The organism is Nocardia sp. 348MFTsu5.1 (genome assembly GCF_000383535.1).
Taxonomy (GTDB): domain Bacteria; phylum Actinomycetota; class Actinomycetes; order Mycobacteriales; family Mycobacteriaceae; genus Williamsia; species Williamsia faeni.
On sequence record NZ_KB911509.1, the window covers coordinates 632,837 to 653,933 of the forward strand.

Genomic DNA, 21,097 nt, shown 5'->3' on the forward strand with positions numbered 1-21,097 from the left:
ACACACCGCCCACCTAATCGACGGAGTGCCCTTGATTGCAGTCCTGGCCGTGCTGGCCATCACGGCTGTACTGGCGCCTGCGATCATCACCTGGCTGGGTCGACGCGGCTTCTACGTGCTCGCCCTCGCGCCCTTCTTCGGGCTCATCTGGGTCTTCGCGAACTGGCCCGACGAAGCGAACGGCATCCGCACCGAATCGATCACCTGGGTGCCCGCCCTGGAGATGAACATCGATCTGCGGTTCGACACCCTGGCCGCGATCATGTCGGTGCTGGTTCTCGGAGTCGGTGCCCTGGTCCTCTGCTATTGCGCCGAGTACTTCACCGAGACACGACGTCGGGTTGCCGGCTTCGGTGGCGAGATGGTCGCCTTTGCCGGCGCCATGTTCGGCCTGGTCTGCAGCGACAACATGCTGGTGCTCTATATCTTCTGGGAACTGACGACGGTGCTGTCGTTCCTGCTGGTCGGCTTCTATGCGGTGCGCGCCACCAGCCGCCGCGCCGCCACCCAGGCACTGTTGGTCACCACGGCCGGCGGGCTGGCGATGCTGGTCGGCATCGTCATCCTGGGTGAGGTCGCCGGCACGTTCTCCATGTCGGAGATCGTGGCCAACCCACCGTCCGGCATATCGGTCACCGTCGCGATCGTGCTGATCCTGATCGGGGCCCTGAGCAAATCAGCCATCTTCCCGTTCCACTTCTGGCTGCCCGGCGCAATGGCCGCCCCCACCCCGGTCAGTGCGTACCTGCACGCCGCCGCGATGGTGAAGGCCGGCATCTACCTCGTCGCCCGTCTGGCCCCGGGGTTCTCCCACCTGGTGTCCTGGCAGATCATGGTCGTCGGGCTGGGCATGGTGACGATGCTCCTCGGCGGGTTCCGTTCGCTGCGCGAATACGACCTCAAACTGGTCCTCGCCTTCGGCACCGTCTCCCAACTCGGGTTCCTGATGGTCCTGGTCGGGATCGGCGATGCCAATGTGGCGATGGCCGGCCTCACGATGCTCGTCGCCCACGCCTTTTTCAAGGCGTCGCTGTTCATGGTCGTCGGCATCGTCGATCACTCCACCGGCACCCGCGACCTGCGCAAGCTGGCCCGTCTGGGCCTCGAGGCCCCCTGGCTCGCCGCGATCGCGACACTGGCCGCGGCCAGCATGGCAGGCCTGCCGATCACGCTGGGATTCGTCGGCAAAGAGACCGCCTTCGCCGAGATCTGGGACACCGGCGCCCTCAATGCCTGGCAGGGGCCGGTTGTGGTGATCGTCCTGGTGGTGGGTTCGACCCTCACCGTTGCCTACTCGCTGCGGTTCCTCTGGGGCGCGTTCGGCCGTAAACGCAAGACCGCACCGAGCCCGGCTGTTGCACGCCTGCACAAGCCGAATGCCGCGTTCCTCATCCCGGCCGGAGTTCTCGCGGTGGCCGGTGTCGTGGCCGGCCCACTCGCCGGTCCGATCGGCGAGCTCTTCGAGCCCTACGCGGAAACACTGCCCAACTACGGCGAGGAGATCGTCCACCTCGCGCTGTGGCACGGGTTCAACCTTCCGCTGGCCCTGACCGCGATCGCAGTGGTCGCGGGCACCGCACTGTTCGCGCTTGTTCGCGAACTCGGCCGCCTCGGTTTCGTGAAGCCGGCGCTCGGCAACGCCGACCGCATCTACGACGCGGTCCTGCGGGGCGCCGACACGGTGTCGGTGAATCTGACCCGCAACACCCAGCGCGGTTCGCTGCCGCTGACCCAGGGCATCATCGTCGTCACCCTGGTGCTGCTGCCGACGATCGTGCTGTTCCTGGGCTCTCGAAACGACCTGGTTCTCGAAGGGTTCGACACACCGATTCAGGCGGTCATCGGCGGCATCATGGTCGCCTCCGCGATCGCCGCCACCGTTCTGCGGAACCGGCTGGCCGCCGTCTTGCTCGTCGGTGCCACGGGCTACAGCTGTGGTGTGTTGTTCGCGCTGCACGGCGCACCCGATCTGGCGCTGACCCAGTTCCTGGTCGAAACACTGACCTTGGTCATCTTCGTCCTGGTGTTGCGCAAACTGCCGGCAGAGGCCGAGACCCGGCACGCGACCGGCTTCAAGCCGCTGCGCGCGCTCCTCGGTTTGGCATTCGGCGCGGTCCTGGTGCTGGTCGGCCTGTTCGCCGCGGGGGCGCGCAACACGATCCCGATGGCGAGTGAACTGCCTTACGCCGCGTACAAGTACGGCAACGGATCGAACACGGTCAACGTGCTGCTGGTCGACATCCGCGCCTGGGACACACTCGGAGAGATCTCCGTCCTCCTCGTTGCCGCGACCGGTGTGGCATCGATGGTCTTCCGGCACCGCAGATTCGGAGCAGCGCCCAGTGTCGCCGACGCCACCCGCAAGAAAGCGCCACGCACCGAATACGACGGCAGCCAGCTGTTCGGCGAGCGCACAACATGGCTGCGCGGCAGCGACTTCCGCGACCCCCGACATCGATCGATGGTGCTCGAGGCGACCACGCGACTGATCTTCCCGACGATGATAGTGCTGTCGCTGTACTTCTTCTACGCCGGCCACAATGCGCCCGGCGGCGGTTTCGCCGGCGGTCTCACGATGGGCCTGGCCCTGGTACTCCGGTATCTGGCCGGGGGTCGCTACGAACTGGGCGAAGCCATCCCGATCGATGCCGGGCGAATCCTCGGTATCGGACTCGGTCTTTCGGTGGGCACCGCGGTGGCATCGGTTTTCATGGGCGCACCGGCCCTGTCCTCGGCGACCATCGAGTTGACGCTCCCGATCTTCGGTGACGTGAAACTCGTGACCGCACTGTTCTTCGACCTCGGTGTCTACTTCATCGTTGTCGGTCTGGTCCTCGACGTCCTGCGCAGCCTCGGCGCTCGCCTCGACGAAGACGCTCCCCGGGTCCGCCGGGCGTCGCAGGAGGTCTCGGTATGAGTGTCAATCTCGGACTGCTCATCGTCGTCGGGCTGATGGCCGCGTGCGGCGTCTACCTGCTCCTCGAACGCAGCCTCGTCAAGATGCTGCTCGGATTGTTGTTGGTCGGCAACGCGATCAACCTGATGATCATCACTCTCTCGGGCGCGATGGGCAATCCACCGATCGTCGGGCGCAACTCGGAAGACCGCACGTCAGACGCAGATCCGCTGGCGCAGGGCATGATCCTGACCGCCATTGTCATCACGATGGGCATGGCCGCGTTCATCCTGTCGCTGGCCTACCGCAGCTTCATGATCAACACCGACGACGAGGTCGATGACGATCCCGAGGATCTGAAGGTCCAGCACCAGCGCAGTGCGGACGCGCCCGACCGCGACCGCAGCGACGACCCGGTGACCGGCTCCGACACCAAGCGCGGCGACATGTTCGACGACGACGGCAACCCGCTCACCGAGGAACAGATCAAAGCGCGCCGCGCCGAGATCTACGAAACCGACATCCTTCCCGACCCCGACGACCTTGACGACGAATTCGTCGAGGAGCTCGAAGAGACCGTGCCGGACATCAGAGGGGGCTCAGACACGTGACGTTGTCCAACGCCTGGTTCCCCACACTGATCGTGGCGCCGGTGCTGGTTCCGATGATCGGCACCGTGCTCACGCTGATCATGGGGCGCTATCCCCGCTTTCAGCGTGTGGTCACCGTCGTGGCGATCTCGGTTGCCTTCATCGCCGCCTGCCTGCTGCTGTATCTGACCAACCGCGACGGCACCTACGCCCTCCACATCGGTGGCTGGGATGCGAAGAACGGTGAACTCGGTCCCCTGGGCATCACCCTTGTCGCCGACCAGCTCTCGGCCCTGATGCTCGTGGTCTCGACCGCGGTCCTGCTCTGCGTCATGCTGTACGCGGTCGGTCAGGGTATTCGCGACGGCACGATCGACCAGCCGGTTTCGATCTTCCTGCCGACTTACCTGCTGCTGTGCACCGGCGTCTGCAACGCGTTCCTCGCCGGCGATCTGTTCAATCTGTACGTCTCGTTCGAGGTCCTGCTGGCCGCGAGCTATGTGTTGCTGACACTCGGGGCCAGCGCGGACCGCGTCCGTGCCGGTGTGTCGTACGTGATGGTGTCGATGGTGTCGTCGCTGGTGTTCCTCGTCGGCATCGCCTTCGCCTACGCCGCGACCGGAACACTGAACCTCGCCGAGATGGCGATCCGCCTGCAGGACGTACCCGATGGCACCAAGGGTGCGCTGTACGCGGTGCTGCTGGTCGCGTTCGGGATCAAGGCCGCCGTTTTCCCCTTGTCGACGTGGCTGCCCGACTCGTATCCGACGGCTCCCGCGCCGGTCACCGCGGTGTTCGCCGGCTTGCTGACCAAGGTCGGTGTGTACGCGATCATCCGCGCCCATACGCTGCTGTTCCCCGGTGGTTCGATGGACAACGTCCTGATGGTCGCCGGACTGCTGACGATGTTGGTGGGCATCTTCGGTGCGATCGCCCAGTCCGATATCAAACGATTGTTGTCGTTCACCCTGGTCAGCCACATCGGCTACATGATCTTCGGCTTGGCCCTGTCCACAGAGTTCGGCCTGTCCGGGGCGATTTACTATGTGGCCCACCACATTCTGGTCCAGACAACACTGTTCCTGGTGGTCGGACTGATCGAACGACAGGCCGGGTCGGCCTCGCTGCGCAGGCTCGGCGGCCTGGCGGCCAGTCCCCTGCTGGCCGCACTGTTCCTGATCCCCGCATTGAATCTCGGTGGCATCCCGCCGTTCTCCGGGTTCATCGGCAAGGTCGCGCTGATCGAAGCCGGTGTCCAGGACGGCAGTGTGCTCGCCTGGCTGCTGGTCGCCGGCTCCGTGGTGACCAGCCTGCTCACGCTGTACGTGGTGGCCCGCGTCTGGACCAAGGCATTCTGGCGCCCCCGCGCCGATGCGCCCGAAGGCGAACTCGCCGACGCCGGACCCTCACCACTGCTCGACGGTTCGGACGCCGATGACGTCGCCTTCGACGACCGCGTCGACGTCGGCCGGATGCCGGTCGGCATGGTGGTACCCACGATCGCCATGGTTGTCGCCGGCATCACCCTTACGCTGTGGGCGGGTCCGATCTTCGAGTTCACCGACCAGGCGGCGGCCGACCTCACCGACTCGAGCATCTACCTCAATGCCGTCCTGGGAGGTGGCCGGTGACAGAACCCGCCGTGCAGCGACCACAGCTGCCGCCCCCGCGTGGGCCGATCCGTGCGCATCTGGTGAACGCCTGGCGGACCACCGTCCTCTACCTGGCCTGGAATCTGCTGAAAATCCTGATCTGGATCAGAACCCACACCCAGATCAAACGCTGGTTCGGCGGCAACCGCCGCGAGGTGGCGGTCCGGTTGTGGACGGTCGCCTGGCTCGCCGGCGTCTGGGTCCTGCTCTGGGGCACCTACGATCTGGCAAATGTACTGGTGGGGATCGGTGTGGCACTCGTTGTCCTCATCGTGCTGCCCCTGCCCCGCGTGCCGGTGGAAGGCCGCGTCCACCCGTTGACGCTGCTCGAATTGTGCGTCCGCTTGTTGATCGACCTCTGCAAGTCGAGTGTTCAGGTCGCGTGGCTGGCGATCCGGCCCGCGAAGCCCCCGCTCAGTGCAGTGCTGCGGGTCCGGATGGCCATCAAGTCGGACATGGTCCTGACGCTGGCCGTCGACTATCTGAACCTCGTGCCCGGAACCATGGTGCTCGAAATCGACCACAGCCGGCGGCTGTTGTACGTCCACCTCATCGACGCAAGTTCCCCGGAAAAGGTCAAGACCTTCCACAAGCAGGTCGCGACCACCGAACGAATGTTCATCAGGGCCTTCGAGCGTGACAGTGAATGGCACGCCAGCCCGTACCACGGGATCGACGATGACTATCCGAGCGGAGTCATGAAGTGAACGTTGTCTGGACGATTGCGGCAGTCCTCCTGCTCGCCGCCTCGATACTCACCACCGCACGCATGCTGATCGGCCCCGACACACTCGACCGGCTGGTCGCCCTCGACACCGCGGTGGCGGTGTCGATGTGCTCACTGGCGGTGTGGGCCGCCTACTCGATGGACTCGACCGTGGTGCCCGGGATCGTCGCACTGGCCCTGCTCAGCTTTGTCGGAACCGTTGCGGTTGCACGCTTCCGCGTCCGGGACAACGAGGTGTAGCGCATGATCTCCGACATCTTCGTCTCGATCCTGGTGCTCACCGGATCATTGCTGGCGTTCACCGCGTCCATCGGCATCTTGCGTTTCCCCGACACCATGACCCGCATGCACGCCGCCACAAAACCGCAGACCCTCGGATTGCTCCTGGTGCTGGCCGGGGCCGGCATCCGGCTCTGGGACACCGTCGATTTCGGAATGCTGGTGTTGTCGGGCATCTTTGCACTGATCACCGCGCCGGTCATCGCACATCGAGTCGGCAAACTCGCGTACCAGGAACAGCGGATGCGCGACGACCTCATCCGCGAGGACGAGATCGAAACCCACCGCACCGACTGATGCCCGTCCCGAACTGATGGACACCGAACCCTCGCCATCCACCTCTGCGTTGCGCCGCGGTGGCGAGCTCGGAAAAGTGGCCGCACACACCGCGATCCGACGAGTCCGATCACGCGCGGCCACCCTGGGTGGTTCACCCGACGAACGTCGCCGACGTGCCGAGAACGATGCCCTGGCCGCGGCCGACGAGCTGATCACGGTGCTCGGCTCCATGAAGGGCGCGGCGATGAAGGTCGGGCAGTTCCTCTCGCTGCTGGACCTGGACATGGTGCCCCCGTCAGCGCGGCCCGCGTTCACCCAGAAGTTGGCCATCCTCCGCGACAATGCACCGCGGGTATCGAGTGAGACGATGCTGGGTGTGGTCCGGGCCGAGCTCGGTGACCGGATGTCGGCTTTCGCCGAGATCAACCCCGAACCGATCGCCGCGGCATCCATCGGTCAGGTGTACCGGGCCCGCCTCACCGACGGCCGCGACGTTGCAGTCAAGGTGCAGTACCCCGGCATCGACCGGGTGGTGCGCTCGGACCTCAAGAACCTCGCCATCGCCTTGCGGCTCTACAAACGTCTGCTGCCGACGGTCGATCCACAGTCGTTTGTCCGTGAGGTGACCGGAAACATCATCGCCGAACTCGACTACGAGGCCGAGGCCGACAACCAGCGTCGGCTCGCGGTGCGCTATCAGGGGCACCCGTTCATCCAGATCCCGGATGTCATCGGAAACCTCTGCACACCAAAGGTTCTGACCACCGAGCTGGTCAGTGGGATCAGCTTCGACGAGGTGACCGGCCTGGATGCGGAGACCCGCGACCAGGTCGGTGAGGTGATCTACCGGTTCTACTGCGGCAGCATCCACACCGATGCCACGTTCTGCGGTGATCCGCATCCGGGCAACATCATGCTCGCCGACGATGGCCGCGTCGCGTTCCTCGACTTCGGCTCGAGTAAGACGATGTCCAAGCGCGCAGTGCAACTCGAGCGATCCGCACTGATCGCCGCCCGCGCCGGCGACGCCACCAAGGTCGCCCAGATCTTGCGACGCGGCGACATCCTCATCGACGAGGACAACATCACCGACGCCGATGTCCTGGCCTATGTCCATGACTCCACGTGGTGGCACATGGACGATACGACGTTGACCATCACACCGGAGATCGCCAACGCCGCCATGGTGGCTGCCGTGCACCCCGCGCACGAATATGCCGAACCCTCACGTAGACAACGTTTCCCGGAAGAGCACCTGATGGCCCGGCGGGTCGAGTTCTATACGTGCGCCATGCTCGGTCAGCTCGGCGCGAGCGCCAACTGGTTCCGGATCGAATCCGAGTGGCTGACCGGAGCCGAACCGGAAACCGAACTCGGACAGGTGGATCAGTGGTGGCGTAAGCGCACCTTCAGCGACTGAGTTCGCCGACGACCGCGTCGACCACGGCAACCATGTCGCCGGTCTCCGCATAGATCTTGCGCTGACGCTGATACGAGGCGCCACGACGCGGGATGTCGGCCACCGAGGCCAATTCGTCAACGCAGTCGAGTTCGACGGCGATCGGCATCAGCCGGGTGAGGATGTCGTCGAGATCGTCGGTGACGAGGCGTTCGTTGCATTCGGCGTCGGTGATGATGATGGCGTCGAGCCCGTAACGGGCTGCCCGCCACTTGTTTTCCTGCACCAGCCAGGGTGCCATCACCGGCAGTTCCTCACCGGCATCGAGTCGATGATCGAGATCGACCACCAGGCAGTGGATGAGTGCGACCAGTCCGGCCAGCTCGGCAACCGTGGACACTCCGTCGCAGACCCGGATCTCGACGGTCCCCAGGTGCGGCGACGGCCGGATGTCCCAGCGGATCTCGTTGAGGTGCTCGATGATTCCGGTGGTCATCTGATCGCCGACAAAGTGCTCGAACTCCGCCCATTTCTGGAACTGGAACGGCAGGCCGGCGGTCGGGAGCTGCTGGAACATCATCGCGCGATTGCTCGCGTACCCGGTGTCCTGCCCCGCCCACATCGGCGACGACGCCGACAGCGCGAGAAGGTGCGGGTACTGGTTCAACAGCGACGACACGATCGGTAAGACCTTGTCGCGGTGATTGATACCGACATGGACGTGGACACCCCAGATCAGCATCTGGCGACCCCACCACTGGGTGCGCTCGATCATCTCGGCGTACCGCGGCGAAGGCGTCAACTGCTGGGCCGACCACTGGGCGAACGGATGGGTTCCGCCGCCGAAAAGGTCGACACCGATTCCGTCAGCGATCCGGCGGACCACCGCCATCGACTCCGAGAGGTCGGCGATCGCCTCACCGGTGTTGCGGCAGATCCCCGTCACGAGTTCAACAGTGTTGCGCAGCAACTCTTTGTGGATCCGGTCGCCCGAACTCGGGTTGTCGAGCCGGCTGACCTCTTCGAACAATTGAGCCGCGGAGTTCGACAGGTCTCTGGTCTGCTTGTCAACGAGGGCGAACTCCCACTCCACGCCGAGCGTCGGCCTCGGCGAAGTGTTGAAGTCGATCGATCGACGGTTGTTTATCTCAGCTCTTTTCGATGACGCCGCAGGCGATCCGCTTGCCACCGTCACCGGTCTTCAGAGTTTCCTCGTCGGGTGCCGGTGCGTACCGGGTGGGGATGTTGCCGAAGTTGTCCGGCTTCTCATGGATCACGATGGCGGTCTGGATGAGCTGTTCGATGTCGAAGTTGTCACTGGTGGTGACGGTTTCGCCCTTGCCCTCGTCATTGATGTAGATCGACACGAGGTCACCGCTGGCCGGATGCGAGTCATTGCCTTCGACCTGCAGATGTCCACCGGCGGAAAGGAAATCTCCCGGAGCGCCACCGGTGGGAGAAACCGAGTTCGCCTCACATTTGCCCACGGCGTGGATGTGCATGCCATGGAAGCCGGGGGCCAGGTTCTCTGCCGTCACCGAGATGACCACCGAACCCTCGACGGTGTCGAAGCTCGCGACTCCGGCCGTCCCTCCACTCGGGGTCAACAGTGCTGCGGTGGCCTCGCCACCTTCACTCGGATCGCCGACAGCGCCGACATCCAGCGGCGCCGGATCACCGGTGACCACGCTCGGCTGAGTTCCCGGAACATCGCTGGCTTCCTGACCCGCGCTGCAGCCCGCCACGACGAGCAGAGCCATCGCTGCCGGGGCGACCAGCGCGGCGGTCCGCCGCAAAGTGCCGAGGTTCTTGAGCGAGCGCTGCGCCATGGTTGAGCTCCCTTGTGTTGGGCGTACGAATTCGGGGTTCTACCGTCGGTAGTAGGTCAGCGAAATCATATCGGGTGCCCGGGTCGAGCTGCGCCTCCGCCTCCGGCTTCGTCGTCCACTCCGGATTCAGTTGGTCACGACGATCAGTGCCAACCCGCCCTGGCACTGGCTGAACGCCGATGGACGCGGATCGACCGAGACGTCTCCACCCAGATCTTCGGCGAGTTGTTCTGCCGCAGCCTTCTGCCGGGGTGTGTAGAAGATGGTGTTCTCCGTGATGCTGGCCGACTGCAAATTGCCAGGTTCCGCGGTTTCCCAACCCAGAACATCGACCTTCTTGGTGAACGTCTGGCCCAGGCCGCTGACCGTTCCGGCATTGAAAACACAGACCTGGGGTTTGCTCGGGTCAATCGACGACGACGTCGTGGGCGACGCCGAGGTACTCGCCGCAACCGAGGATGCCGGCGCCGCCGATTCGGGCGCGGCGGCGGAGGTCGATTGCCGGCTCTGGGCAGCTTCGAGCCCGTCCTCGGGGTCGGAATCGCTGTTGGCGGCCGACTGCCAACCGAGTCCGATGAACACCACGGCGATGGCAATCAAAAGCATTGCCCCAGCGCGAAGCGGCAGGTGAGCGTTTTCCCGGCGCGTGGGAGAATCCGGCGGGCCAGATCGGTCGGACTTGGTCATTGGGTCAACCTTACGAAACTTCCCGACCCATCCGCACGCGGCGGGTCAAAGAACCCATCAGGTGACGTCGAAACCGAGGCGGCGGGCCGCACGGGCCTTCTGACGGCTGGCCCGCAGACGACGTAGGCGCTTGACCAACATCGGGTCGGCGGCCAGCGCCTCAGGACGGTCGACGAGTGCATTGAGCACTTGGTAGTAGCGGGTCGCGGACAATCCAAATAGTTCTTTGATGGCCTCTTCTTTGGCGCCGGCGTACTTCCACCATTGGCGCTCGAAGGCCAAAACCTCATGCTCGCGCCGAGTCAGTCCGTCGGCTCCAACCTCACCGGGGCCCAACTCTGCGTGTGCCTGGCTGATGTTGTCCGCAAGTCCGGAATTCTTCTGGTCTCGCGCGGTTGCGCCGTCCATCTCGCTCCCTTGAGAATCGGTCCTACTCCACCCCGTCGCCACACACCACTTGACGATAGTTATGGCGCGAATTACATCAGTGTGGTTCGGTCTATATCTAACCACGCCTCCAGTGGATTTCGCGCCGTGGCGTGCCGAGTAATCTGACCCTCATGGCAATTCTCCCCATCTGCATCGTCGGTGATCCGGTGTTGCACAATCCCACTGAGATCGTCACCCTCGATGCCGACGGCAAACCCCCGGCTGACGTGGTGGCTTTGCTCGACGACATGTACGAAACCATGGATGCTGCCAACGGTGTCGGCCTGGCCGCCAATCAGGTCGGGGTGGGTCGGCGCTTCTTCGTCTACGACTGCCCCGACGGCGATGGTCGCGCCGGTCCGCGTCGTCGCGGCGAGGTGATCAACCCGGTGCTCGAGACGTCCGAGATCCCAGAGACCATGCCCGACCCCGACGACAACGACGAAGGCTGCCTGTCGGTCCCCGGACTGCAATTCCCCACGGGGCGCGCAGACTGGGCCAAGGTCACCGGCGTCGACCGCAACGGCGATCCGGTCGAACTGGAGAGCGAGGGCTTCTTCGCCCGGATGCTGCAGCACGAGGTCGGACATCTCGACGGCTTCCTGTACGTCGACGTACTGCTCGGCCGCAACGCCCGGGCCGCCAAGAAGGCCATCAAGCGCTCCAACTGGGGCGTCCCCGGGCTGTCCTGGATGCCCGGCGAGGAGGCCGACCCATTCGGCCACGACGACGAAGACGACGACAACTAGGTGAACCCGTCCGCGGGTGACCGGGTGGTGGTGCGCTTCCGGAAAGGTCCCGGGGCGCCCGCCGATTGGCGCGCCGACGAGGCCGCCACCCTCAGCGACGTCACCGGGATCCTGGAATCCGCGGACCCGGATCTCCGGGTTCGTCGCGGGGGCGAGTCACTGCTGATTCCCGCTGAGCTGGTGGTCGCGGTGAAGGTGCTGTCCGACAAACCCGTCCGAAATTCGGAGATCCGGTCGCTGGAAGTCGCGGCGGCCCGGGGCTGGCCCGGGCTGGAGTCGGAGATGATCGACGGCTGGCTCGCCCGCGCGGGTGGCGGATTCACCCGGCGGGCGAACTCGGCGGTGCCACTCGAGATGGGTGCGCGCCTCGACTCGCAGACCACCGATCGGTTGCGGCAGTGGTACGCCGCGCGGGATCTGCCTCTGCTGATTTCCGCGGTGTCCCGGCTGATCCCCAGCGCCCATGTCCCCGTGGCCGATTACACCTGCACGGTCGATGTCCTGACCGGACCCGTCGGGACAACGGGGACAACTCAACCCGAGCACACCGTGGCGATCTCCGATCAACCGTCCGACGAGTGGATCGCCAACTACGCGGACGGACGGACGATCCCCGATGTGTCCGTGGCGCGAGCTGTTGTCTGCGCCTACGATGGCGGACGGCTTGGCTTTGCCGAAATACGCGACCCCGAGGGCGGTGTCATCGCCATCGGCCGCGGTGCGGTGACCACCGGCCTCAAAGACGAGGTCTGGCTGGGCCTCTCGGCCCTGCTGACAGTTCCCGGACACCGCGGCCATGGCCACGGCCGGTCGATCATGGCCGCGATCGAGGCGTGGGGCGCCACCGCGGGCGCGGTCTCGACATACCTACAGGTCGAGACCACCAACCAACGTGCCCGGGAGTGGTACCGCCGCTTGGGTTTCGGACTTCACCACAGTTACGGGTACCTCGAGGACCGCTAGTCCGCCAAACGCAAACGAGCCAGATGTACGAAGACGAGCCACATATTCGCGGCTCGTCTTCGTATTACCGGCTCGTTTGCAGAGTCAGCTCGCCCGGCGTCGCCCGAAGAACAGGACAACCACCGCGGCCACCACGAGTGAAACCGCGACTGCGATCGCGGTCCGCGTGGCCACGCCACCCAGGCCCGAAGCCTCGATCAGGTCGATGGGCTCGGCGGACTTCCTCGGCACCACCGGCTTGTCGGCCACCGGCGCCACTGCGGGTGCTGCGGTCTCGGAGGTAGCGGTCTCTGACGCCGGTGCAGCCACTTCTGCCGGTGCGACGTCCGGCTTGTTCTCGATTTCCGCGGCAAGATTCTCGGAGAACTGCCCGATCAGTTTGCCGGCGACCTCTGCCATCGCACCGCGCCCGAACTGTGCGGGTTTGCCGGTGATGTCGAGTTCGGTCTCGACGAAGACATCGGTGGTGTCGCCGGCATCGACGAGACGACAGGTGACCACCGCGCTGGCGGTGCCGTTGCCCCGGGCCTCGCGGCCGCTGCCTTCGAGGACCGCGATCTTCGCTTCTTCGTCGCGCGAACGGAACTTGATGATTCCGGCGTAGCTCAACGAGATCGGGCCCAGCTTGACCTTGACCTTGCCCTTGAACTGATCACCCTCGTTCGAGGTGAGCGTGGCTCCCGGAACGCAGGGCGCCACCCGTTCGATGTCGAGTAGCACCTTCCATGCTTCCTCGACCGGAACGGCGATGCTGAACTGGTTCTCGAGCTTCATGCGGACCCTTCACTTCCGTTGATCGAATCGGCGGCCGCGCGAACGGCTTCCACGATTCCCTGATATCCCGTGCACCGGCAGATGTTGCCGGAGAGCGCTTCCCTGATCTCGGTGTCGCTCGGATCGGGGGTCTCCCGCAGGAACGCTGTCGCAGACACCACAAAACCCGGTGTGCAGAAACCACATTGGAGGCCATGGTGGTCCCGGAATGCGCACTGGACCGTGGAGAGCTCACCGTCTGACGACGCCATACCCTCGATGGTGGTGATCTCGGCGCCATCTGTCTGGACCGCGAACAACAGGCAGGCACGGACGGCCTCACCGTCGACGAGCACGGTACATGCGCCGCACACACCGTGTTCACACCCGAGATGCGTTCCGGTCAAACCACAGTCGACACGCAGGAAATCCGCCAGCGTCAGCCGGGGCGGGATCGTCGCCTGGTGGAGGGCACCGTTCACCCATACCTTGATCTCTACATCAGCCATTCTTCGCCTCCAAGAGCGCGCGATCGAGCGCACGGTTGACTCGTGTTGCCCCGACCCGGGTTCGGTATTCGGTGGAGCCGTGCAGGTCTGCCGGAACCGAGGTGAGCCCCGACACCGCGAGGCCCGCGATCTCCTTGGTGTCGACATCGTCGACGGACACTCCGATCAGCGCCTGTTCCGCGGCGGTGGCACGGGTGACCGCGGGACCGAGACCAAATAGTCCGATGGCGCATTTGTCGATCCGGGCGTTGTCATCGATCCGCACGGCCACCGTTGCACCGGCGATCGCGAAATCGCCCTGGCGACGGGCGAACTCGTCGATCGCAAAACCGGATCTGCCTTCCCAGATGGGGAAATTGATGCCGGTCAGCAATTCGTCCTCGGCCATGTCGGTGCTCCACATGCCCGTGAAGAAGTCCGCCGCCGGAACAGTCCGGGCACCACGCGGCGAGAGCAATTCGATCTCTGCATCGAGGGTGATGGCCACCGCCGGGTATTCGGCAGCGGCATCGGCGTGCGCGATCGAACCGCCGATCGTTCCGCGGTTGCGGATCTGGAAGTGCCCGATCAGTGGTGTCGCCCGCGCCAGCAACGGCACTGACGCCGCCACTGTCTCGGAGCGGCCGATCACGGCCTGCCGGGTTCCGGCACCGATCCAGAGCGATCCGCCACGGACCTCGATACCTTCGAGCCCGGACAGCCGACTGATGTCGATCAGGTGCTCAAAGGCTGCGATGCGCAGGTTCAGCATCGGCATCAGACTCTGGCCGCCCGCAATGAATTTCGCCTCGTCGCCGAGTTCGGCGAGCAGACTGACGGCCTCCTGCGCGGTGGCCGGCCGGTGATAGTCGAACGCTGCGGGCTTCATCGGGCCACCGCTTCGCCGCGGGCAGCATCCACCATCGCGACAATCCTCGCCGGACTCAGCGGTAGTTCACTGATCTCGATACCGAACGGTGCCAATGCATCTGCAACGGCGTTGACGACGGCCGGTGCCGAGCCGATGGCACCGCCCTCACCGACGCCTTTGAAGCCACCCGGGCCGGGGCCCATGGTCTCGACGTGCACGATCTCGATGTTCGCCGGAACCTCGGTTGTGGTGGGCATCAAGTAGTCCATAAATGTTGTGGTCACCGGGTTTCCGGATTCGTCGTAGGCCAGGTGCTCGTAGAGGGCACCGCCGATCCCCTGCACGGTTCCGCCGCGGATCTGACCCTCCACCACGTTCGGGTTGATCATCGGTCCGATGTCCTCGCCGACGATGAACCGCAGCAGCGTCACCTCACCGGTTTCGATGTCGACCTCACAGGTGCACACGTGGGTGGCATTGGCCCAGATCATCGGGGCCTGCGCTTTGTAGCGACCACTGGACTCGAGCCCGGGAGACACACCGGGTGGCAGCGAATCTGGTTGGTAATAGGCGATATCCGCGATCTCCGCGAGTGTCAGCTCCGGTCCCGGCACTCCGCGGACCGAGGCGCGACCGCGGATGAAGTCGATGTCGGCCGCATCGACACCCAACTTGTGGGCAGCGATCGCCACGATCTTCTCCCGCACGCCCGTTGCGGTCACGGCCACCGCACCGGCGGTCATCGAACCACTACGACTGCCCTGGGTTCCGGCACCGAACGGGGTGACCGCGGTGTCACCCTGGATGGTGTTGACGTCCTCGATCGCGACACCGAGTGCGTCCGCGGTCAACTGCACAACCGTCGTCTCGACGCTGTTGCCCGCGGAACCGCCGTTCACGTAGACATCCACCGTCCCAGACGGATTGACCCGGATCGTGGCACCCTCGGTGGCCATGAACGGGGTCGACGCCGACGTGGGTTCGATGTAGCTACAGGTACCCACGCCCAGATAACGCCCTGCTGCCCGCGCGGCCTCCTGCTCACGCCGGAATGCCGGATAGTCGAGCGCCTCGATCGCCTTGTCGAAGGTCTCCAGAGGTGTCGCATCCGAATAGGGCATACCCAACGGATTGCTCACCGGCATCTCGTCGGCCCGGAGCAGGTTACGACGACGCAACTCGATCGGATCGATGTCCATCTGGCGGGCGGCGGTGTCGAGCAACACCTCCCTGGCCATCGACTCGTACTGCCATGGCCCGCGGTACGCCACGCGCCCAACGGTGTTGGTATAGACCAGCTTCAGACTGAAAGTGGCCTGCGGAACCCGGTACGGACCGGGGAACAGCATTCCCACCGCTCCCGCTCCGGTCAGCGGCGACGGTATGGGGTAGGCCCCGATGTTCTGGACGTGATCGAGTTCGGCGGCGACGATCTTTCCGTCCTCGTCGAACGCCATCCGGGCATTGCCGTGATCCTGGCGCGCCATCCCCGCCGACATCAGGTGTTCCTGCCGATCCTCGATCCATTTGACCGGAACACCGATGATCTTCGCGGCGATCATCACGCAGATCTCTTCGCGCTGGGGTACCACCTTCTGGCCGAAGCCACCTCCGGTGTCTTTGCACACCACCCGCACCCGATGCTCGGGGACACCGAGTATCCGAGATGCGAATCCACGCGCTTCATGTGGCGACTGACTGGAGATCCAGATCGTCATCTCTCCACTGGGAGAAGACCATTCGGCGACGATGCCACGCGTTTCCATCGGCATCGGCGAATGTGCCTGCTGGTACACGGTCTGGCGGACGACATGCGCGGCCGCGTCGAAGATCGGGTCCATCTCCGATGCCGGACGCCCGGGCAGTTCGATCGCCAGATTCTTCGCGAATGCGGCATGGACCAGATCATCCGACTCCGGCGCGGTCCGGTAGTCGACCACCGGGGGCAGCACGTCGTAATCGACGATCACCATGTCAACAGCATCTTCGGCGACGTACCGGTTGGTGGCGACCACAACGGCTATCGGGTCGCCGACGAATCGGACCTCGTCCTCGGCGAGCGCCGGCCACTGCGACGATCCGCCGACCATCCCGTCGAGTGAGTAACGGAGTTCGTGGATGGCCGGATTGATGTCGGCCGCAAGGTATATCGCCTTGACGCCATCGATCGCCAGAGCCTCGGAGGTGTCGACACCGAGGATCCGGCCGCGCGCGACCGTGCTTCGCACAAACGCGATGTGCAGCATGCCTGCGCGGGTGATGTCGTCCACGTAGCAGCCGGCGCCGGCCACGAGCCGGGCGTCCTCAACCCGTGGAACCCGGGTCCCGACGTACCGGTCGGTGGATACTTCAGTAGTGCTCACCAACACCCCTCTGTCCATTCATATCGCGCATGATCAACCACTTTTGTGCACTCGCTCAGCTTTTGTAGGATTGCGGTATGTATAGCAGTTCCCGGAGAAGACGGTCAAGGCTTAACCCTCCTCCGCAGTCGCATAAAACACCAGGTGTATTGGCGTGACAGAAGGTGTACGGCGCCGAAGAATCGACGGCGGCGGAGAGTCTGAGACGCGTGACGCCCTGGTGCGGGCAACCGCTCAGATCATGCTCGAAGAGGGCTACGCGGCGGCCACCTCACGCCGGGTCGCGGCGCGGGCCGGCATCAGGCCGCCCCTGGTGCACTACTACTTCCCGACCATGGACGACCTCTACCTGGCTGTCTTCCGGGAAGGTGCCGAAGCGAATCTGAAACGCCTCAAGGCGGCACTCGCCGACAAGCAACCGATGCGGGCGGTCCTGCAGCTGCACAGCGACCCGATGGGCACCGCACTCCAGATGGAGTTCATGGCGCTGTCGAATCACCGCAAGGCGATCCGCTCCGAGATCGCGGCATACGGCCTGCGATTCCGCGAGATCGAGACTGCCGCGTTTGCCATGCTGCTGGGCGCTCGCGGCATCGATCCCCACGACCTCCCGGCGGTGGCGGTCTCCGTGGCGGTGACCTGCGTGACCCAAACCCTCGTCATGGAGACCGAACTGGGTATCACCGGCGGCCACGACCAGACCAGGCGGCTACTGGACGACCTGGTGCGGCAACTCGAGCTCCGGCCCTCGCAGACCGACCATTCCCCTGACTAGCCGTCAGGCCAAGATCGCGGGGAGCATGAGGGCCACGACCCGGTCGACGGTTCCCGGAGCCGACTGTCCGGTGCGCGCCCGCTCACATACGTAGATCCCGACAACAGCATCTACGAGCGTGTCGAGGTCGACGTCGGACCTGATGTCACCGGCGGCGATACCGGCGCTGATCAGAGGCATGAACCGGCGGCGCTGATCGGTCAGCTGCGAGCGGAATGCCCTCGTGAACTCCGGATCTTCATCGGTCAGCAGCGCCGCGAGTCCCCCGAACCCGATTCCGTCGTCAATGGCACGCAGAGCCTCGGTAACCATCCATCGGATCTGTTCCTCGACCGGAAGCCCTTCTGGGAGAGCGTCGGGTTCGGTCGCCGGGGCCAGCGCACTCGACAGCATCTCCCTACGGTCGCGAAAACGCCGGTAAATGGTCGTCTTGGCAACACCGGAGGCCGCAGCAACGGCCTCCACGGTGACCGCCCTGGGACCACGTTCACGAAGTAGCTGGAGCGTGGCGTCGGCGATCTTCACATCCGGGGGTCTGGAACTCACGCGGGAATATTAGCGCGATCCCGATCGCTACGCTACGTGTAGCGTATCGTTAGCAATCAGAAGCCCCAAGGAGGCTGACATGAGATCGATCATCGAACGAACCCCCGTCCCTTACATCGCGTACATGCTGATCCTGGCCGGTTTCGCATTCCTGGGTGTCTTCACCTTCACCCTCGCGAATCAGCACCCAATCGCGTTGTTCACGGGGATCGGTACCGCCCTGTCGTTTGCCGGAGCCATCGGCGGCTACTACCTGCGCAGGTATCAGATCCGGCATCCACTTCGCGAGGACAGCCCACTGCTGAGCGTCGACCTCTTGACGCCACCCGAATACGACAGCGAAGTCGAGCAGTACCTGATCAACTACCGCTCGGCCGATCGCCCTGCGTGAACCGGGCGACATACCTTCTCTGCCAAGGTGTTTCGACGGCACCCTCGCGGTAGTTGGCCCGGACATAGTCGACGGCACGGTGCACGGGGACGCCGTCGATCACCGCGATAGCGGCCAACGCCGTCCCGGTCCGGCCCCGACCTCCGAAGCAGGCCACCTCCACCCGTTCGGTCTCGGCACGCTCCCACACCTCCCGGAACGCATCGGCCGCCGCGGCCCGATCGGCAGGTAGCCAGAAATCTCGCCACCGCAGCCATCGACTCGGCCACGCCACGGGTGCGGGCTCGCGACCGACCAGATAGAGCCCGAACTCAGGCTGCGGACCGGGCGGCATCGACTCCCGTAATCCTCGTCCCCGCACCCGTCTGCCGGAGGGGAGTTCGAGCACCCCTGTCGAGTCATCCCAGGTGAGAGCCATGTCGACAGCGTAAGCGGGACAGCGGTCACGAACTCCCCATCTGCTCACAGCGAATCTGGATGACGAATCCCTGCAACGGTGTAATTATGTAATCAACCACCAAGGAGGAATCATGAAAGGCTCACACCCAGGATCCCGAGGACCCGGCGGACGACGCGGCGGCTGGCAGCAGGCAGAACTTCCAGATGCCGGTGACGCCGGCGCCTGGTTCGCCGGCCGACTGCCCGACGAGTGGTTCGACGGACCCGTCGACGTCACCGTCGACCGCGACGAAATCACCGTCATCGGCACCCTGACACCCCCCGACACCGACAACGACGACAACGCGGCCGCTGCTGCACAAGGCCGCGCCTCCCGCTTCCGCGAAGACACCCGTGGTGAGCGGATGTCCATTGCCGATGAAGCCCAGGCCCGTTACGCACGGAAGGTCTCGTGGGGCGTCAAGGTCGGTGACGAACGAATTCTGTTCACCCACATCGCCGTTCCGGTGATGACCCGGCTGCGGCAACCTGAACGACAGGTCCTGGACACCCTGGTCGACGCCGGGGTCGCCCGGTCGCGTGCCGACGCACTGGCGTGGTCGGTCAAACTCGTCGGTGCCCACACCGACGAATGGCTGGGCAAACTGCGCTCGGCGATGGACGAGGTCGACGACCTTCGCGCACAGGGACCCGGGCTCTAGTCACCGGCGATCGCCGCCAACGTCGCCTCGACCGCCACCGCGATCTCCGCCGCGAAGGGTAGGTGGCCGGAGTCGGTTTCGATACCGATCGACAACCGACCGCAGTAAGACACTGCCGTGAAGCCGACCCGGACGTTGCCGGCAAGCGGGCCCAACGGCCACAGTTCGACGAGCGGTGCGCCATCGAGTGCCAGCGGATGGCGGGGTCCCCGAACGTTGGACGCAACGGTCGCGATCATCCGTTGATGTCGGGCGAACACGTTGAACCCCCGCGCGAGAAGTGCTGAGCGGATGACGGTTCCCGAGGCCCGCGCGAGCGGCTTCGACGCCGCGGTCCGCCGGGCGACCACCGCGAGTGCGGACCGGGGTTCGGCCAGTGGGACGTCGACGATCATAACGCCGACGGCATTGTGCGCGGCGTCGACCGCGTCGATTCGCACCGGAACCGAGACCGCGAGCGACTCCGGAATCGGTTCTCCCGCACGCTCGAGCACGATGCGAAGCCCCTGCCCCACCGCAACCAGGTAAGCATCGTTCACCGTTGCTCCGCCGCGCTGAGCTGCCGCTTCGAGTGCCGCCAGGTCGACGCTCGCGGACGACACCGCCCGCGCCGCACCCACTGGGCCCAGCAGCGCCCGGGAACTGATGCGCGACCGCCGCAGCGAGCGCACCCGGAAACCCAGCCTGGCGCCGAACGATGGTCTCGAACTCTGCTCGCGCTCAGCAACTCTCGCGGCGCCGGCGCCGGACTTCTCGTGCTCGGACACGCCTCGCTCCGACCCGAACAGCCGCTCCATCAACGCGCTGGCGCGGGCGCCGTCGACAAGTGCGTGGTGTAACCGCACGACTATCCCGCAGCGACCCGGCCGGGCGGCCGGTACCAGTGCGATGTGCCACGGCGGACGGCTCGCTTCCAACGGCGCCATCACCAAGCGCCCGCACACATCTTCAAAGCTTTCGGACGGGAGCGCTTTCTCGACGGTGATGTGCGCTGTCAGATCAGCCGGTGCCCGCGTCCACCACCATTGCCCGTCCCGGCGCTCGGGACAGGAGTGCAGATCAGCCTCTGCCTCGATCCTCGGCGCGAGCGAGGCGCGGAGCCGATCGATGTCAGGTCGGCCGTTGTCGTCGACGAAGCCGCCGGCACCGAGTAATCCGGCCAGGGTCACCACATACGGCTGACCACCGGTACTGATACCGAGTGTCGCCACATCCACTGCGGCGATCGGAACGTCCGGAACCGGACTGCTCATCGACTACCCCTGACCTGAGCACTGCGCGAACATTCCGGACGGTACGCCGGTTCGCGCCACGCGATGAGGTGGACGAAC

The 21,097-nt window shown here is 65.1% G+C and carries 23 protein-coding genes; 12 read left to right on the forward strand and 11 right to left on the reverse strand.

Translation table 11 applies throughout. The annotated features are described in order from the left end of the window. The first annotated feature begins 31 nt into the window (after positions 1-31). The 7 genes from H290_RS0103005 to H290_RS0103035 are packed head-to-tail and all read left to right on the forward strand — an operon-like array spanning position 32 to position 7,843. Positions 32-2,917 carry a Na+/H+ antiporter subunit A gene (locus H290_RS0103005; protein ID WP_051121868.1) on the forward strand — a complete coding sequence of 962 codons (2,886 nt, stop codon included), beginning with the start codon at positions 32-34 and terminating at the stop codon, positions 2,915-2,917. After that, a complete protein-coding gene (locus tag H290_RS0103010; protein ID WP_020105283.1) occupies positions 2,914-3,507 on the forward strand; it encodes a Na(+)/H(+) antiporter subunit C in 594 nt (197 codons plus the stop codon). The genes H290_RS0103005 and H290_RS0103010 overlap by 4 nt, the downstream gene beginning before the upstream one ends. 53 nt (positions 3,508-3,560) lie before the next feature. After that, positions 3,561-5,117 carry a Na+/H+ antiporter subunit D gene (locus H290_RS0103015; RefSeq protein WP_051121869.1) on the forward strand — a complete coding sequence of 519 codons (1,557 nt, stop codon included), beginning with the start codon at positions 3,561-3,563 and terminating at the stop codon, positions 5,115-5,117. Further along, positions 5,114-5,845: a Na+/H+ antiporter subunit E gene (locus tag H290_RS0103020; RefSeq protein ID WP_020105285.1), complete on the forward strand. Its 732-nt coding sequence runs from the start codon at positions 5,114-5,116 to the stop codon at positions 5,843-5,845. Before H290_RS0103015 ends, H290_RS0103020 begins: the two co-directional genes overlap by 4 nt. Then, complete coding sequence (locus H290_RS0103025) at positions 5,842-6,105, forward strand: monovalent cation/H+ antiporter complex subunit F (protein ID WP_020105286.1); 264 nt, start codon at positions 5,842-5,844, stop codon at positions 6,103-6,105. The genes H290_RS0103020 and H290_RS0103025 overlap by 4 nt, the downstream gene beginning before the upstream one ends. Positions 6,106-6,108: 3 nt before the next feature. Beyond that, positions 6,109-6,441, forward strand: a complete 333-nt coding sequence (mnhG, locus tag H290_RS0103030) for a monovalent cation/H(+) antiporter subunit G (protein WP_020105287.1) — start codon at positions 6,109-6,111, stop codon at positions 6,439-6,441. 16 nt (positions 6,442-6,457) lie between these two features. Then, on the forward strand, positions 6,458-7,843 hold the full coding sequence (locus tag H290_RS0103035; RefSeq protein ID WP_020105288.1) for an AarF/ABC1/UbiB kinase family protein: 1,386 nt from the start codon (positions 6,458-6,460) through the stop codon (positions 7,841-7,843). On the opposite strand, the gene H290_RS0103040 is transcribed toward H290_RS0103035, so the two are convergent. The 4 genes from H290_RS0103040 to H290_RS0103055 form a co-directional block, all read right to left on the reverse strand. Beyond that, the gene (locus H290_RS0103040) at positions 7,833-8,969 is read right to left on the reverse strand and encodes a glutamate--cysteine ligase (protein WP_028462701.1); all 1,137 of its coding nucleotides are present in this window, start codon (positions 8,967-8,969) and stop codon (positions 7,833-7,835) included. The genes H290_RS0103035 and H290_RS0103040 overlap by 11 nt on opposite strands. 1 nt (position 8,970) lies before the next feature. Then, the gene (locus H290_RS0103045) at positions 8,971-9,651 is read right to left on the reverse strand and encodes a superoxide dismutase family protein (RefSeq protein ID WP_020105290.1); all 681 of its coding nucleotides are present in this window, start codon (positions 9,649-9,651) and stop codon (positions 8,971-8,973) included. A gap of 126 nt (positions 9,652-9,777) precedes the next feature. Further along, positions 9,778-10,257 carry a LytR C-terminal domain-containing protein gene (locus tag H290_RS0103050; RefSeq protein ID WP_020105291.1) on the reverse strand — a complete coding sequence of 160 codons (480 nt, stop codon included), beginning with the start codon at positions 10,255-10,257 and terminating at the stop codon, positions 9,778-9,780. A 138-nt stretch (positions 10,258-10,395) separates the two neighbouring features. After that, on the reverse strand, positions 10,396-10,746 hold the full coding sequence (locus tag H290_RS0103055; protein WP_020105292.1) for a DUF3263 domain-containing protein: 351 nt from the start codon (positions 10,744-10,746) through the stop codon (positions 10,396-10,398). Positions 10,747-10,898: 152 nt separating this feature from the next. Between H290_RS0103055 and H290_RS0103060 the strand changes: the two genes are divergently transcribed. Beyond that, the gene (locus H290_RS0103060) at positions 10,899-11,516 is read left to right on the forward strand and encodes a peptide deformylase (RefSeq protein WP_020105293.1); all 618 of its coding nucleotides are present in this window, start codon (positions 10,899-10,901) and stop codon (positions 11,514-11,516) included. After that, the gene (locus H290_RS0103065) at positions 11,517-12,479 is read left to right on the forward strand and encodes an N-acetyltransferase (protein WP_020105294.1); all 963 of its coding nucleotides are present in this window, start codon (positions 11,517-11,519) and stop codon (positions 12,477-12,479) included. It begins immediately after the preceding gene. An 84-nt stretch (positions 12,480-12,563) separates the two neighbouring features. Here H290_RS0103065 and H290_RS0103070 read toward each other — a convergent pair whose 3' ends face one another. Genes H290_RS0103070 through H290_RS0103085 form a run of 4 tightly spaced genes read right to left on the reverse strand, consistent with a single transcriptional unit; the run spans position 12,564 to position 16,972 of the window. Next, a complete protein-coding gene (locus H290_RS0103070) occupies positions 12,564-13,253 on the reverse strand; it encodes an SRPBCC family protein (RefSeq protein WP_020105295.1) in 690 nt (229 codons plus the stop codon). Beyond that, positions 13,250-13,741, reverse strand: coding sequence for a (2Fe-2S)-binding protein (locus tag H290_RS0103075; protein ID WP_020105296.1), 492 nt, complete (start codon positions 13,739-13,741; stop codon positions 13,250-13,252). Before H290_RS0103075 ends, H290_RS0103070 begins: the two co-directional genes overlap by 4 nt. Next, positions 13,734-14,609: a xanthine dehydrogenase family protein subunit M gene (locus H290_RS0103080; protein WP_020105297.1), complete on the reverse strand. Its 876-nt coding sequence runs from the start codon at positions 14,607-14,609 to the stop codon at positions 13,734-13,736. The genes H290_RS0103075 and H290_RS0103080 overlap by 8 nt, the downstream gene beginning before the upstream one ends. Continuing rightward, positions 14,606-16,972, reverse strand: coding sequence for a xanthine dehydrogenase family protein molybdopterin-binding subunit (locus H290_RS0103085; protein ID WP_036517691.1), 2,367 nt, complete (start codon positions 16,970-16,972; stop codon positions 14,606-14,608). The genes H290_RS0103080 and H290_RS0103085 overlap by 4 nt, the downstream gene beginning before the upstream one ends. A 136-nt stretch (positions 16,973-17,108) precedes the next feature. Here H290_RS0103085 and H290_RS27660 point away from each other — a divergent pair, with 136 nt between their 5' ends. Next, entirely contained in the window at positions 17,109-17,729 is a 621-nt protein-coding gene (locus tag H290_RS27660; RefSeq protein ID WP_051121839.1) for a TetR/AcrR family transcriptional regulator, read from the forward strand. 3 nt (positions 17,730-17,732) lie between these two features. Here the strand turns inward: H290_RS27660 and H290_RS0103095 are convergent, their stop codons facing one another. Continuing rightward, complete coding sequence (locus tag H290_RS0103095) at positions 17,733-18,275, reverse strand: TetR/AcrR family transcriptional regulator (RefSeq protein ID WP_028462704.1); 543 nt, start codon at positions 18,273-18,275, stop codon at positions 17,733-17,735. Between the two features lie 79 nt (positions 18,276-18,354). Here H290_RS0103095 and H290_RS0103100 point away from each other — a divergent pair, with 79 nt between their 5' ends. Next, on the forward strand, positions 18,355-18,666 hold the full coding sequence (locus H290_RS0103100; RefSeq protein ID WP_020105301.1) for a hypothetical protein: 312 nt from the start codon (positions 18,355-18,357) through the stop codon (positions 18,664-18,666). Here the strand turns inward: H290_RS0103100 and H290_RS0103105 are convergent. Beyond that, positions 18,635-19,084: a protein-tyrosine phosphatase family protein gene (locus tag H290_RS0103105; RefSeq protein ID WP_028462705.1), complete on the reverse strand. Its 450-nt coding sequence runs from the start codon at positions 19,082-19,084 to the stop codon at positions 18,635-18,637. The genes H290_RS0103100 and H290_RS0103105 overlap by 32 nt on opposite strands. Positions 19,085-19,196: 112 nt before the next feature. Between H290_RS0103105 and H290_RS0103110 the strand changes: the two genes are divergently transcribed. Beyond that, a complete protein-coding gene (locus H290_RS0103110) occupies positions 19,197-19,766 on the forward strand; it encodes a hypothetical protein (RefSeq protein WP_020105303.1) in 570 nt (189 codons plus the stop codon). Here H290_RS0103110 and H290_RS0103115 read toward each other — a convergent pair. Next, positions 19,763-21,019: a wax ester/triacylglycerol synthase domain-containing protein gene (locus tag H290_RS0103115; RefSeq protein ID WP_020105304.1), complete on the reverse strand. Its 1,257-nt coding sequence runs from the start codon at positions 21,017-21,019 to the stop codon at positions 19,763-19,765. The genes H290_RS0103110 and H290_RS0103115 overlap by 4 nt on opposite strands. Positions 21,020-21,097 lie beyond the last annotated feature (78 nt).